Source organism: Galbibacter sp. BG1 (assembly GCF_013391805.1).
Lineage (GTDB): Bacteria > Bacteroidota > Bacteroidia > Flavobacteriales > Flavobacteriaceae > Galbibacter.
Map to the genome: position 1 here is coordinate 3,191,548 of NZ_CP058364.1, position 13,881 is coordinate 3,205,428.

Genomic DNA, 13,881 nt, shown 5'->3' on the forward strand with positions numbered 1-13,881 from the left:
CCATTAACTAATAAAAAAACATTCGTCCGTGGCAGCTTTACTCGGAAAAGAACAAAAATTGAAACAAACTCAATTAACCATTAACTAATCCATCTAATAATTTATTAAATGACCGATACTTCAAACCACATAAAAACAGCCTGTGTTTCTACTGCACAAATCGATATTGAACTAAATAATGGTTTGGAATCACGCTATAATAAAGAAGTTTTTGCTTCTGTTAAGGTGGCAGCCCAGTTGGCGGTTAAAAATGCCTTTACCTTAATTCCCAATGTCTCCCCAGCTTTTATGGATAGTATTGCAATAACTGATGAGATTCAAGGTAGTCATTTACAGATTCAGGTTACCGTAAAGGCCATTCATAAATCCAATTTAGATGCCGAAGCGATGTTGGGAGCTTCCGTTGCAGGAATAACCCTCGCGGATATGCTGAATGCCGAAGAAGCTTCAGTAAACATCAATAGTTTGAAAGTTATAAAGAGTAAAAGCGGACTCAAGGATTTTAAAAGGATGTATCCGTCGAATTTGAATGCCGCTGTTATCGTTTGCTCCGATACCATTTCAGAAGGAATTAAAGAGGATAGGGCGGGCAAAGCCATTATGGAAAAACTTGCAGAATCTTCGGTTGATGTATCGCATTATGAAGTTATCCCAGATGAAAAAGAGCTTATTGCCGAAAGGGCCAAAACACTCTCCAAAACCAATAATCTATTAATTTATACTGGCGGTACCGGACTCTCTTTTCGGGACGTAACACCCGAAGCTTTAGCCCCGTTGTTGGATAGGAATATTCCTGGGATTGAAGAAGCCATAAGAAGTTACGGACAGGAAAGAATGCCCTTTGCCATGCTTTCCAGAAGCGTTGCCGGCACTATTGGCAATTGTTTGGTCTTAGCCTTGCCGGGTTCTACAAATGGCGCCCGGGAGTCTATGGAAGCCATATTTCCCCATGTACTTCATGTGTTTAAAATTTTACGCGGACAAGCGCACGATTAACCTTACTCAGCTTTTGGTTCCCTTTAGTTCGTCTATAATATCGAAATGACTAAAAATGAGGTGTTTTGGGAGCTTATTGTCTTTTGGAAGCACTGCCAGAAACCGATCGAAATTGGAGGTATAAACATTTTTAAGCAAAGGTTTCTGGTAGCCCAGGGTCTCTATCATTTCTTTAATAAATTCATCGTGATGAATAAGATCGGAACTTCCCAAATGGTAAATCCCTTTCCTGTTTCTATTGATGATGTAATGAATTTGTTGCGAAAGTTTATCGGCGTTGGTAACATTCATCACCAAATCTGGGAACACTTCGTACGCATCGTTTTTATCCAGAAAATATTTTAGTTCCTTAAGTCGGGGAGAGGAGCTCCCAAAAACCATGGGCACACGGCCAATAACATAGTTTTTTTCCGGTAGCTGCATCAAGGCCGTTTCAATTTTTATTTTAAACTTCCCATAGGTGCTCATCGACAAGGTTTTGTCGTATTCGTAAGAAGGATAATTGCTAAAAGCATCAAAAACATTGGCCGAGGAAAGGAAAATGAGCTTGCTGTTGCTGGCACGGCAATAATCTACCAGATCTAAATGTGTATCGATCTGTGCTTCAAAATTACCGCGCAACGTAGAAATGATAATATTGGGGCGTACTTTGGTAAGAACATCCAACAAATCATCGTTCTCCATATCAAAATGAAAAAAGTGTTTGTTGTTGGAATATATTTTCCCTGTATGATAGGTACCGTAGGTATCAAAATACGGACACAGTTCTTTATAAAGCGCACCACCAATGAATCCGCTTGCTCCTAATATTAAAATCCTCTTCAATAAACATTTCTTTTTGTAGAGAACTCTTTAGCTCCCTAAATATTTTTATAAAACGGAAGTTTAACAACTTTTGCTTCTACTTTTTTCTTTCGTATTTGAAGATAAATAGTAGTCCCTTCCGCAGTATTTTCTTTGGTAACATACCCTAGTCCAATCCCTTTGCTTAAAGAAGGGGACATTGTTCCGCTGGTTACATGGCCAATTGTTTGGTCATTCGCATTCAGTATTTCATATCCGTTTCTTGGGATGCCCCTTTCAACCATTTCAAATCCGACTAACTTTCGGGTGGCGCCTTCTTCTTTTTGTCGTTTTAAGGCTTCTGCATTTACAAAATCTTTAGTGAACTTGGTAATCCACCCCAAACCTGCTTCAATGGGCGAGGTAGTATCGTCGATATCATTTCCGTAAAGGCAATATCCCATTTCCAAGCGAAGGGTATCGCGCGCTGCCAGGCCAATTGGTTTGATTCCGTAATCTTTACCAGCTTCCAGCACTTTGTTCCAAACCTGTTCTACTTCACTATTTTTACAGTAAATTTCAAATCCGCCACTTCCTGTATAGCCCGTGGCAGAAATAATCACGTTGTCAATTCCAGCAAATTCAGCCACTTCAAAATTATAGAATTTTATAGCAGAAAGGTCAATAAGTGTAAGGGACTGCATGGCCTCCACAGCTTTAGGTCCTTGAATGGCCAAGAGGGAGTAATCGTCTGAAATATCGCGCATTTCCGCGCCGATAGCTTCATTGTATTTAGAAATCCAATTCCAATCCTTTTCAATATTAGAGGCGTTCACCACCAAAAGGTACTGCTCTTCCTTTATTTTATAGATAATTAAATCGTCTACAATTCCGCCATCTTCGTTCGGTAAACAAGAATACTGTGCTTTACCAATAGTAAGCTTGGAAGCGTCGTTACTGCTCACTTTTTGGATAAGATCCAACGCTTTCGGTCCGCTCACAAGAAATTCCCCCATATGGCTTACATCGAAAACTCCCAAATGCTCCCTAACGGTCTCATGCTCGATGTTTACCCCTTCGTATTGCACAGGCATATTGTAACCTGCAAATGGAACCATTTTAGCACCTAGTTCACTATGTATATTTGTTAAAACTGTATTCTTCATTCCGATTTTTTTAAAAGTGTTATGCTTTGAGCGCTGCAAAATTATTTAAAATAAATAGAGGAATAAAACAATTGGAAAAGATTAACTGAATAATTGGGAGTTGGGGGATGTTTGAGGTTTAGAGTTTAAAGTTTTTAGTTTGAGGTTTTATGTTTTAAGTTCGGAAGATGGATGTATGTGGCGCTAACTTTATCAATCGTCACTAACACATTGATTCTCGTAATCAACGATTAAGCTATTGCGAAATTAAAGAAACCAGAAACCGAGAACCAGAAACAAGAAACAAGAAACCAGAAACAAGAAACCGAGAACCAGAAACAAAAAAAATTTAATCATATGGCTATCTTTTTAGGGTAAAATGTCCCGCATATTCCTGTCCATTCTCTAGTACTAATCGATACCAATAGTCATCTTCTGGCATTTGTTCATTGTTTAAGGTACCATTCCAACCATTGGATAGGTCATCAATCACTTTCAACAATTTACCATAACGGTTGTAAACAAAAATCACTGAATTTTCATAATCATATCCATATTCCGCTACAAATTCTGGCCAAGGCCATGTATCGTGGACACTATCGTTATTTGGAGTGAAAAATTTCGGAAAATTGAATGTAAACGTATCATTATCAATTATAAACCCTGTCGCCTTCATCCCATCAATGGATATGTTATAAGATTCGTCATCTTCATCTTTAGGATCATCTATGGTAGGAATGGTAATTAAAAAATTAGTAACGCCTACCGGAATAGAAAGAAGGTTATCTGTAAGGTTCCATGAAACACCATCGCTAAAGATGGGATCGCTATAATCCTCTTTATCCGTAGTTATATCCAGCAGGGAAAATTCAAAGGATTTTACAACAGAAGTAGTGTTACTAAGAACAATAGTATGCTTTAAGTTGGCACCTTCGGTTTGGGAATCGTCACTTATAGAAGAAACAACCACAAGATCATTGTCTAGAATAGTTCCTGTACCAGCTATTCCGCCAACATTTATGGTGTAAGATTCTTCTTCTTCCACTATAAAATCGTCTATGGCAGGTACATAAATGGTAAAGTCTTGTATACCGTTTGCCGTGCTAGGAATGGTTAGTGTTCCAGAAGTACTGTCGAAACCAATATTATCACTAATTGTGAGCATCTTATAATCTAAAGCACCATTGGTAGAAATGTCTTCAAGGGTTAGAGGAAATGACAGTTCTTGAAAAGTAACGTTTGTTAAGGAAATGGGGTGAGCTAAACTTTCCCCTTCCATAGCGATGGCATTGCCTATCGTTGAAATTACCTTGGTATCGTCGTCTAGAATTATTCCTTCCGCAGAAATTCCATCAACATTCAAATTATAGGATTCATCGGGCTCTATAGTTTCATCCTCTAACGTAGGTACCGTTATACGAAATTTAGATATCCCCACCGACGTATCCGGTAAGGTGATTACCCCTTTCAAAGGATCATAAAAAATATCATGACTAAATTGAAGTGAACCATAATCCAAGGCGGCAATTGTGGTAATATCCTCTATTGAAAACGGAAAAGATTTCTTTAAATAGGAAGCGCTGGATAAAGTAACGGTATGCACTACGTTTTCTCCCTCGAGTGCACTGGCATTGCTTACGGAAACCACATTGGCAGCATTCTTATTTATTATGGTTCCTACCGCTGAAACACTTTTAGTACCAGACAAGTTGCTAATAGTTATGGTATAAAACTCCTCTTCCTCCTCAAGTAAATCTTCAAGCAGCTCTACTTGAATTATAAAACTGTAATATCCTTTGGGTATAAAAAAAATGTTTTGCTCCACATCTGTAAAAATCATATCAAATGAAGAATACCTTATATCCTTAGAACTTGCTGTATTAAAACTAAGTTTATACTTAAATAATTCCACGCCAGTGCTTTCTCGATTAAAATTAACAACATGGACGTTGGTGGCGCCCTCAATACCCTTGTCGTCACTTATTGATAGGATTTCCATGGGCGTATCCTGACTGAAGGAACTCGTTTTTGCCAAAAGAATAAGAATAATAATAACTAAAAATTTGTTCATTTTAGGATGCTTATCAGTTGGAATGGGGAAAAGACTACGGATGAATACTTTATTTTAATTATAGATGTCTGATATTCAAATATATAAAAAATGAATTTTACTTAACTACAACCTGAAGCCAGAAAAATATCAATCCTAAATCGTGTAGGAGTGTGGCAGTCCATTCAATTATAAAAAAATAATGAAAGGTGTGATTTTTTCAAAAGGTTGTATACTTATAGAGTAGAATCAATTTTTTAATGTCTCAAGAAGAAGAATTTACCGCTACTATTAAACAACACGAAGGGATCATTTATAAGATTACCCGGTTGTATACACAAAACTTGGAAGATCAACAAGATTTGTTTCAGGAAATCGTCTATCAATTATGGAAAGGCTTTCATTCTTTTAGGGGCGAAGCCAAAATAAGCACTTGGATGTACCGTGTGGCCTTAAACACTGCCTTAATGCATTTAAAAAAAGTAAACCGCAGGGGAACACATGTATCGCTAGACGGAATCCTATTAAAGCAGGAACAGTACGATCCGATTATAGAAGAACGATTGAAAATTTTGTACGAAAAGATCAAGCAATTGAATGACTTAGATCGCGCCCTTATTTTTTTGTATTTAGAGGATAAAAAATACGAAGAAATTGCGCTTATCACCGGGATTTCCAGCAGTAATGTAGGTACCCGTATTTCAAGGATTAAAGAAAAACTACGCAAAAAAATTAAAAAGTAAGAAGATGGAACTCGATGAAATGAAAGCCGTTTGGTTGGAGATGAGCGATCAATTGGCACAACAAAAAATATTAACCAATACATTAATTATGGAAATGACACGGGAACGTTATCAGGGAAAAATCAATATTTTGGCCAAATACGAAGGAATAGGGGCGCTTATTTGTTTTGCAGCCGCTCTTACCATCCTTTTTAAAATTACCACTTTAGATACATGGTACCTTATGGCATCGGGTATTTTTACGATTGCCTATTTAATTGTAATGCCGTTTTTGGTGCTGCAATCCATACAACAAATGAAACAGGTAAACATATTAAACACCACCTACAAAGAAGCTTTGGTGGCTTACACAAAACTTAAAATAAGATTTCTACGGGTACAGAAGATAGGTATTTACCTAAATTTTGTTTTGCTATTGGTGAGTTTGCCCCTGGTATTTAAACTCTTTAAGGGTATCGATATTTTTAAAAGCACTCACCACATACTTTATTGGTATGTCCCGATTATGCTCGTTTTTCTGGTTTTATTTTCCAAATGGGGCTATGGGAAGTACAAAAATGTTACCAACGCCGCCAGCCGAGTGTTAAACGACTTGGAAAAAGTAGAATAATTTTAAAATATACGTCATGCCACGTATTCAGACACGTCCCTTAAAATTGATGCTCTTGTGGCAAGATTAATAGAATCGTCTAAAATTATTTATTAAGTAAATTTTATCGAACCTGCCAGTTAGATTTAATGCTACCGGAATGAATTAATGATAGAATATTAAACTTAGTTATGTATTGAAATTGCATCGCCAAGTTGACTCTTACATAATATCAGATTATATATAAAATGCCATCATTGTTCAATATACTTATCCAAATCAATTTGAACTATAATGTTCTGCGTTATGTAACTTGAGCTTTGGTTAAAAGCGAAAAGTTTTTAATAGAGTTTCTTCAAAAAAATTTATTCTCAAAAGATTCTTCTGCAATGTTAATGGAACACTTTTTATGCGACGACGTAGGAGGGAAGCATAATGTGTGTGGAATTACATAAATTAACTAAAAACATGACATTTATGTGTTTAATTTTGCTAAAAATTGACAATATGACATGAAGTTTAGTAATTAGCTAAAAATGCTTCATTGGTATAGCTTTTGACTTACATCAAGAATATTAATAATAAAACACTTAATAATGAATGAATTAAAAGTTGGAGATGTGGTTGTCTTGAAAGCTGGAGGTCCTAGCATGACAATATATCAAATTAATGGTAATAATGTTGGCTGTAAATGGTTTGATGGTAATGAACTAAAACACGGTGGTTTTGTAACACAAGAATTAGTATTGGACGAATAGTTCAAATAGTGATAAAAATCTAATGCGGAGATTTATTTTTCTACATTTCCGAAAAGAATAATAATCTTTTCGGAGTTGGCAGAGCGGTCTAATGCAGCTGATTTATAATCAGCCGAACTTTAACGGGTTCCATGGGTTCGAATCCCATACTCTCCGCAAGAAAGACTCTCGAAAGGGAGTCTTTCCCATTTAAAATAGTCTTTGGGATATTAATGTTGATAAATACCATCATTTTGTTGATATTATATATCTCATTTAATGAGATATCAGAATGCTATTTTTTAATTTTACATCTGTAAATCAAGTCTTTATAATGAATCGTATAAAAAAAGTATTAGAAAGAAAAGGTATTAAGCAAACTTGGTTGGCTGAAAGGTTAGAAAAGAGTTACAATATGGTTAACTCTTATGTGCAAAATAGGAGACAACCAAGTCTTGAAGATTTGTTCAAGATTGCAAATATATTAGATGTTGCAGTTGCTGAATTGCTAGAAAGTCGTAGCTCTAAAAAGAAATATGATTCAATGCAGCCAACTATTCTGAAAGTTGCTGAAGATGAAGAAGAGTATGAAAAAATGGTAAGCATACCAGTATTAGGAAATGTTGCATGTGGATTTCCTCTTTTTGCTGAAGAAAATATAGAAACAGAGATTTCTGTTTCAACAAAGCTTATTAGAAAGGATAAAAAGTATTTTATTCTACGAGCTTCTGGTGACTCAATGAACAATGCTAATATAGATGATGGAGATTTAGTATTAATAAGAAAGGAACTTACCGCAGAAGATGGTGATAGAGTAGTGGCCTTAATTGATGATGAAGCTACAATAAAGGAATTTAAAAATAATGGAGACCATATTGTACTGTTGCCAAAATCAACAACTAAAGAGCATCAACCAATTATATTAACAAGAGATTTTAAGATACAAGGAATTGTAGAAAGTGTAATAAAAATTTAAATAATGAAAAAGAATCAACACGTAGTGCCACATAGCAGTGGTTGGGCAGTTAAAGGAGCTGGGAATAAAAAGGCAACAAAAGTTACTGCTACTCAAAAGGAGGCAATTAATGTAGCTAGAAATATTGCGAAAAATCAAAAATCTGAACTTTTAGTTCATAACCAAAAAGGACAAATTAGGCAGAAAGATAGTTTTGGTAACGACAATTTTCCGCCAAAAGGCTAATTCTATATATATGTTGAGATTCATATTAAAAATATTCGTTGCATTAATTTTAATTTTCATAGGGTATAATATTGAAGAATCGCTTCGTCCTGAATTCATTGGAGGCGGATTTATTTTACTTATCACTATTTTGATTATTGACGGTTTTAATTTTTTTTACAAAAACTGGAAAAGGTTAAAATTAGCATTGCATTGTTTTTGGATTAGCCTTTCTGGAAAATACATAAGATTTTCCATGTCTTATCAGTATTTAATTAAGGTTAATGATAAATACCTTTTAGTACAAAATGCAAACCCAAATTGGAATTGGTATCAACACGTAGGAGGGAAGTATAAAAGATTACCTGAAACACAAAGTGTTTTAAAAGGAATGAATGCCACTGACGATTTAAAAATGAAGACAGCTGGATTAAAAAAAGATGATTTAGCAGTTTTTGTTCCTGCTAGAAACGCAATGAAGTTTCTTGATTGGATTAATAGTGAAAAGAATCGTGAAATTTCTCATTGGAGAGAATTTTACGAAGAGTTGTTGGGAGGAAAGGCAGATAATCGGATTCTTAAAAAAAAGAATTTTCCATATGTTAATTACAGATTTATAAAATCAGTTCAAACTCCATTAAAAAGAGCTCCAATTGAATCCGGCTGGGATTGTTGGGAGATTTTACAATATGATGTTTTAGAATTGATACCAAATGAATCACAACAAAAGGAGTTAGAAGAATTATTGTCAAAAGGAGATGGTGAATATATAAAATGGGCTAGTGCTCAAATGATTAATAAACTAGGTTATGATGAGGGAGAGTTAAGTACTAAATACAATATTGGACCTCACGCAAAGTGGGTTTTAAATTTAAAATGGAGTAAAGTATGATATTATTTAAAAATAAAAATACGCAGTTGGACGATTTATTAGCCAGAATCGCAGAACAAATTCAATTAGACGATACGCGTAAAAAAAGAATGGAAACAGCCTACAGAGCAATTGAGAGTTTACTTAATGAAGATACTGGCTTTTTCAAAGACGCCGTTCTTGAAATATATCCTCAAGGTTCTGTTAGGATTGGCACAACAGTTAAGCCGACTGGAAAAAATGAGTTCGATTTAGATATAGTTGTACATATTGTTATGGATTGGGAGAAACATTCTCCACAATATATTTACAATCAATTGAAAAGAGTTCTACAAAACAGTGACAGATATAAAGATAAGGTTGAATTAAAGAATAGATGTATTCGCCTAAACTATGCTGGTGACTTTCACATGGATATTTTACCTGGTTGTCAAGAAACAAGTTATGACGAAAACAAATTAGTTATACCAGATAGAGAATTAGGAGATTGGACTTCAAGTAACCCTAGAGGCTATGGTAATTGGTTTGTTGACAAGTCAAATTTGGCAAAAATGACCTTACTAGAAAAGGCGTATGCAATGGAAAATTTGCCAGCAGATGAATTTTCTAAAAAGAAGCCTTTACAAAGAGCGGTTCAGTTAATCAAAATGTATCGAGATGAATATTTTAAGTCGAATCCTAAAATGGCCACATCCAGCATAATTTTAACAACTATTGCAGGTGAGTTTTATAACGGTGAAGAATCAATATTCGATACGATTGAAAACATAATACATAAAATAAAGCAAAATTTTGACATTTTAGGTCTAGTTGGTAATCGCTTAAAAATATTAAACCCTGTTAACTCTCAAGAAGATTTTAGTGATAAATGGGATGATGATAAAGAACCTGAATTATATGAACATTTTAAGAAATTCATACTTCATTTAGATAAGCAATGGCAAATTTTAAAAGAGGAAAATGGTGTTATTGAGGAAGCAAATACGATAAAGAGACTATTTGGCGAAAAAGTATTCTTACGTGCACAAGAATCACAAGTAAACCAACTTGAAAACGCAAGGAAGTTGAAAAGTATTGGTATAAATACTACGACTGGCGTTATATCTGAATCACTAGTTGCTAATACGAAACCGATAAAAACCAATACTTTTTTCGGAAGTGAATAAACAAAAAACATATACTTTGTCAGAGCAATTTATTGCTCTAAAAAGAAGCTATCCTGAATTCAATGTTAAGCTCTTAAAGGATAGTGTTATATGTACTGGATTAATAATGCCTACTTCAAGAAGTGTTAATTATTCTTTTAAGTTAAAATATAGAATAGGCAAACGACCGAAAGTGAATATTTTGAATCCAGAATTAAAGAGGAATTTTAATAATGATAAAATCCCTCATGTATATCCATTAAATGAATTGTGCTTATACTATCCTAAATATCAAGAATTTAATTCAAAAATGTTAATTTCTGACTGTATTATTCCTTGGACAATTTTATGGTTATATCATTATGAAAATTGGCATATTACTGGAGAATGGAAAGGAGGTGGAATTCATCCAAATTCTAGTGGTATACGTAAAAAGGCCTCATAAAATTTTGGCTAAAACAATAGGTGAAGTGAGCGTCTATATTTTAGGGGTTTAGAAGCATTCTTGCCAAAGTCATCAACCCGCTCAAAATTAAAAAGATTTTCAATCTTATTAATTTATGCCGTCTAAAATATTCGGAATGAATTAATGATAGAATATTAAATTTAGTTATGTATTGAAATTGCATCGCCAAGTTGACTCTTACATAATATCAGATAATATATAAAATGCCATCATTGTTCATTATACTTATACAAATCAATTTGAACTATAATTTACCTTATGTAAAATAGAAAATTATTAAGCTACTCCTTTTCAGTAGTTAATTGTTTGGCAATTAGCGTTTATCAATGGTATTTATAGATTGTAATAAAACTGCCTTACACATTATAAACAAATGCCCTGTATTTCAACAACGCTACAAAAAACGCGCCGCCTAAAGCATTCCCTATTAACGCCAAGCTTTGAAATTTAAAATAATCTATCAGCTGTATGTTGGGCGAACTCAATAAACCGCTAAATACTTCAATATTTCCAATAATACTATGATGTAATCCTGTAAACGCCATTATAGCGGTAATCAAGTAAATAATAATAATTCGGCTTACGGTATCTTTAGAAGATGTTATCAGCCAGGATAACAATCCCATAAGCCAACCGGCCAATACAGCACTTACCAAAATTACGGGGCCGCTATAACTGGTAACATGTTCCGCAATTTTGTTAATGGTATCTAAGCTAAAAATACCAAGTTCGGGCCCTACCCATCGCAGCACCAACGCAATCAACCATCCGCCTATTAAATTTCCAAGGATTACCAGTCCCCATAACCGCATTAAACTGGCCACAGAATGTTTTTTGTTTAATACGGGTAACGTTAATAAAGATGTTTGTTCTGTAAATAAAATGGATTGCCCCAGTACCACCATGATAAACCCAAAGGGATACACCAATGCCATAAGTTTAAATAAAGTGTCTTCTGCCACTTTTCCTTCAAAATAATAAAACACCGAGCATATCATTAAAAAACTAAACCCAATTTCGAGTCCGGCTGCCAAAGAACTGAGCAAAATACTGCTAGTACTCCGCTTATAGATCTCTTGACCTTCACAAATTTGCTCTTTTAAGATCTCACCGTGACTTTTGGCTGCGTTTTCATTAGAAACTTTGCTGTTGTCCAATTCCTTGTCGATGTCTCTTTGTTTTATTTCTTCTTCACTCATATGGGATGTACTAGTCCTGCTAATTTAGGATGTTTAAAACTTCTGTCGGTAGAAAATAACAGAATTATCATTAAATAACGAATATTTATAATTTTAGGCATAACAACCAATCATATTTTAAAATATATTTAATCGATAATTAAACACGCTATTTCATGTCTTTGGAAATTATATATGTATTCGCAATTTTATTCTTGGTAATTATCTTTTTCGCCTTTGAAATCTTTCCTGTAGACAAAATAGCATTTTTTATCATTGTGAGTCTGCTACTTTTTGGGGTGGTTTCACCAGAAGAAGCTATTAGTGGCTTCTCCAACACCGCCACAATTACGGTGCTCTGCCTTATGATTATTGCTATTGCTTTAGAACAAAACGGAATTATAAACATCTTGGCGAATGGCTTAAAAAGACTTCGGGTACTCCCTATTTTACTGCTTATCCCTGCTTTTATGCTTATTTCTGGGACGATTTCTGCTTTTATAAGTACCACCGCCGTAGTTATTGTTTTCATAAAAATTTTAACCGAGCTCTCCCTGAAATTCAACATTCCGCGTGCTAAATTATTGCTTCCCGTATCTTTTGCGGGTATTTTGGGCGGTAGCTGTACGTTAATGGGTACTTCTACAAACTTGATCGTGAATTCGGTAGCCTCTAAATTTGGTGCGGAACGGTTTACTTTCTTCGAGTTTTCCATTTATGGTCTTATTTTCCTCGGAATAGGAATTGTTTTTATTACAACTACTTCTTTTCTCCTACCGTGGGATGCCAATAGCAATTTGGATAAGGAATATGAATTGGATGAATATTTGACCAGTATTGAATTTGATGGGGATTCTGATTTTATTGATAAAAAAATAAAAGACACCATATTATACAACGATCCCGGAATTACGCTTTTAAAACTTACGCGGAAGGGTATTTCTAACAAATCCCCGGGAAAATACATTACCCTCCAAAAAGGCGATAAGCTCCTGCTCTATTGCGATATGGAAAGCTTAGTAAAGATAAAGGAAACCGAGGGTATTATTATTAATAGTTACCATGTGGAAGATAATGGAGAGGATGAAATAAATGAATTTGACAGCGACAAAAATACAATTGTAGAACTTTTAATGCTTCCAGGGGCACCTTTGCTTAAACGTTCTATTGATGAATTGAAAAATAAGCGTATCAACGGAGCGCTTCCCCTGGCAGTAAAGCGAAGAAAGAACATTCAGAATGTAAAAGATAAACTTTTGAACACTAGTATCGATAAGATAAAATTAAAAGTGGGCGATCGATTGTTGGTAGAAGTTCCCAAAGATCAAATAGACCAATTTTCTACCGTGGAGAATATGGCCGTACTTAAGGAGCACACCTCTTACACGTCTGTTGCTCCGGTCAAAAAAACACTTACCTTTCTTATTTTGTTGGCAGTTATCGGTCTTGCCGCTTCGGGAGTTTTGTCCATTTTGGCCAGTTCCCTCACGGGATGCCTTTTGCTTCTTATGTTTAATTGTATAGAGCTGAGCAAGGTGTACCAAAACATCAACTGGGAGATAATTTTCCTCTTGGCAGGAATGATTCCTTTAGGAATTGCCATGAATAACAGCGGCGCTGATGTGTGGCTGTCTTCTCAATTATTGGAATTGATGTCGGGAAAACAGCCTACTATCATCATCGGGATCATTTTTCTGTTCACCATGTTGCTCAGTGGGGTAATTTCCAACAATGCCACCGCCATAATAATGACGCCCATTGCCATTTCCATTGCCACTGCGAGCAATTTACCTTTAAAACCTTTTATATTGGCCGTATTGTTTTCGGCTAATTTTAGTTTTTTTACACCGCTGGGATATCAAACAAATACGCTTATTTACGGACTTGGAATCTATAAATTCAAGCATTTTTTAATTATTGGAGGTATGCTATCCATTATTCTTTGGATTACCGCTTCCCTCCTGCTCGGCAATATGCTCGCTACCACAGAATAGCTAT

The 13,881-nt window shown here is 35.1% G+C and carries 14 protein-coding genes and 1 tRNA gene; 11 read left to right on the forward strand and 4 right to left on the reverse strand.

The window, feature by feature from the left end; translation table 11 throughout:
* Positions 1–108 precede the first annotated feature (108 nt).
* Positions 109–996, forward strand: coding sequence for a molybdenum cofactor synthesis domain-containing protein (locus HX109_RS13820; protein WP_178952999.1), 888 nt, complete (start codon positions 109–111; stop codon positions 994–996).
* Positions 997–1,002: 6 nt separating this feature from the next.
* Here HX109_RS13820 and HX109_RS13825 read toward each other — a convergent pair whose 3' ends face one another.
* From HX109_RS13825 to HX109_RS13835, 3 genes are all read right to left on the reverse strand, one after another.
* On the reverse strand, positions 1,003–1,821 hold the full coding sequence (locus tag HX109_RS13825; RefSeq protein WP_178953011.1) for a sugar nucleotide-binding protein: 819 nt from the start codon (positions 1,819–1,821) through the stop codon (positions 1,003–1,005).
* A 35-nt stretch (positions 1,822–1,856) separates the two neighbouring features.
* Complete coding sequence (gene gcvT / locus HX109_RS13830; protein ID WP_178953013.1) at positions 1,857–2,945, reverse strand: glycine cleavage system aminomethyltransferase GcvT; 1,089 nt, start codon at positions 2,943–2,945, stop codon at positions 1,857–1,859.
* Positions 2,946–3,285: 340 nt separating this feature from the next.
* Positions 3,286–4,995 (reverse strand): T9SS type B sorting domain-containing protein, encoded by a 1,710-nt coding sequence (locus HX109_RS13835; protein WP_178953015.1) that lies wholly within the window; start codon positions 4,993–4,995, stop codon positions 3,286–3,288.
* 239 nt (positions 4,996–5,234) lie between these two features.
* On the opposite strand from HX109_RS13835, the gene HX109_RS13840 reads away from it, so the two are divergent.
* The 9 genes from HX109_RS13840 to HX109_RS13880 all read left to right on the forward strand — a co-directional run bounded on the left by HX109_RS13840 (position 5,235) and on the right by HX109_RS13880 (position 10,684).
* Positions 5,235–5,717: an RNA polymerase sigma factor gene (locus HX109_RS13840; protein WP_178953017.1), complete on the forward strand. Its 483-nt coding sequence runs from the start codon at positions 5,235–5,237 to the stop codon at positions 5,715–5,717.
* A gap of 4 nt (positions 5,718–5,721) precedes the next feature.
* Entirely contained in the window at positions 5,722–6,327 is a 606-nt protein-coding gene (locus HX109_RS13845; RefSeq protein WP_178953019.1) for a hypothetical protein, read from the forward strand.
* A gap of 575 nt (positions 6,328–6,902) precedes the next feature.
* Complete coding sequence (locus HX109_RS13850; protein WP_220399469.1) at positions 6,903–7,064, forward strand: DUF2158 domain-containing protein; 162 nt, start codon at positions 6,903–6,905, stop codon at positions 7,062–7,064.
* Positions 7,065–7,135: 71 nt separating this feature from the next.
* A tRNA-Ile gene (locus tag HX109_RS13855) sits at positions 7,136–7,220 on the forward strand.
* Positions 7,221–7,377: 157 nt separating this feature from the next.
* The gene (gene lexA / locus HX109_RS13860; protein ID WP_178953021.1) at positions 7,378–8,019 is read left to right on the forward strand and encodes a transcriptional repressor LexA; all 642 of its coding nucleotides are present in this window, start codon (positions 7,378–7,380) and stop codon (positions 8,017–8,019) included.
* A gap of 3 nt (positions 8,020–8,022) precedes the next feature.
* Complete coding sequence (locus tag HX109_RS13865; protein WP_220399470.1) at positions 8,023–8,244, forward strand: DUF2188 domain-containing protein; 222 nt, start codon at positions 8,023–8,025, stop codon at positions 8,242–8,244.
* 10 nt (positions 8,245–8,254) lie between these two features.
* A complete protein-coding gene (locus HX109_RS13870; protein WP_178953023.1) occupies positions 8,255–9,115 on the forward strand; it encodes a hypothetical protein in 861 nt (286 codons plus the stop codon).
* Positions 9,112–10,260 (forward strand): nucleotidyltransferase, encoded by a 1,149-nt coding sequence (locus tag HX109_RS13875; protein ID WP_178953025.1) that lies wholly within the window; start codon positions 9,112–9,114, stop codon positions 10,258–10,260. Before HX109_RS13870 ends, HX109_RS13875 begins: the two co-directional genes overlap by 4 nt.
* Before the next feature lie 16 nt (positions 10,261–10,276).
* Positions 10,277–10,684: a hypothetical protein gene (locus tag HX109_RS13880; RefSeq protein WP_178953027.1), complete on the forward strand. Its 408-nt coding sequence runs from the start codon at positions 10,277–10,279 to the stop codon at positions 10,682–10,684.
* A gap of 377 nt (positions 10,685–11,061) precedes the next feature.
* On the opposite strand, the gene HX109_RS13885 is transcribed toward HX109_RS13880, so the two are convergent.
* Positions 11,062–11,904 carry a formate/nitrite transporter family protein gene (locus HX109_RS13885; protein ID WP_178953028.1) on the reverse strand — a complete coding sequence of 281 codons (843 nt, stop codon included), beginning with the start codon at positions 11,902–11,904 and terminating at the stop codon, positions 11,062–11,064.
* Positions 11,905–12,059: 155 nt separating this feature from the next.
* Between HX109_RS13885 and HX109_RS13890 the strand changes: the two genes are divergently transcribed.
* Entirely contained in the window at positions 12,060–13,877 is a 1,818-nt protein-coding gene (locus HX109_RS13890; protein ID WP_178953030.1) for an SLC13 family permease, read from the forward strand.
* The last annotated feature ends 4 nt before the right edge of the window (positions 13,878–13,881 follow it).

What these genes read in the sequence shown, in the direction of transcription:
- HX109_RS13820 (WP_178952999.1), top strand. Translation starts at nt 109, where the DNA reads ATGACCGATACTTCAAACCACATAAAAACAGCCTGTGTTTCTACTGCA.
- gcvT (WP_178953013.1), bottom strand. Translation starts at nt 2,945, where the DNA reads ATGAAGAATACAGTTTTAACAAATATACATAGTGAACTAGGTGCTAAA.
- HX109_RS13835 (WP_178953015.1), bottom strand. Translation starts at nt 4,995, where the DNA reads ATGAACAAATTTTTAGTTATTATTATTCTTATTCTTTTGGCAAAAACG.
- HX109_RS13840 (WP_178953017.1), top strand. Translation starts at nt 5,235, where the DNA reads ATGTCTCAAGAAGAAGAATTTACCGCTACTATTAAACAACACGAAGGG.
- HX109_RS13845 (WP_178953019.1), top strand. Translation starts at nt 5,722, where the DNA reads ATGGAACTCGATGAAATGAAAGCCGTTTGGTTGGAGATGAGCGATCAA.
- HX109_RS13850 (WP_220399469.1), top strand. Translation starts at nt 6,903, where the DNA reads ATGAATGAATTAAAAGTTGGAGATGTGGTTGTCTTGAAAGCTGGAGGT.
- lexA (WP_178953021.1), top strand. Translation starts at nt 7,378, where the DNA reads ATGAATCGTATAAAAAAAGTATTAGAAAGAAAAGGTATTAAGCAAACT.
- HX109_RS13865 (WP_220399470.1), top strand. Translation starts at nt 8,023, where the DNA reads ATGAAAAAGAATCAACACGTAGTGCCACATAGCAGTGGTTGGGCAGTT.
- HX109_RS13870 (WP_178953023.1), top strand. Translation starts at nt 8,255, where the DNA reads ATGTTGAGATTCATATTAAAAATATTCGTTGCATTAATTTTAATTTTC.
- HX109_RS13875 (WP_178953025.1), top strand. Translation starts at nt 9,112, where the DNA reads ATGATATTATTTAAAAATAAAAATACGCAGTTGGACGATTTATTAGCC.
- HX109_RS13885 (WP_178953028.1), bottom strand. Translation starts at nt 11,904, where the DNA reads ATGAGTGAAGAAGAAATAAAACAAAGAGACATCGACAAGGAATTGGAC.
- HX109_RS13890 (WP_178953030.1), top strand. Translation starts at nt 12,060, where the DNA reads ATGTCTTTGGAAATTATATATGTATTCGCAATTTTATTCTTGGTAATT.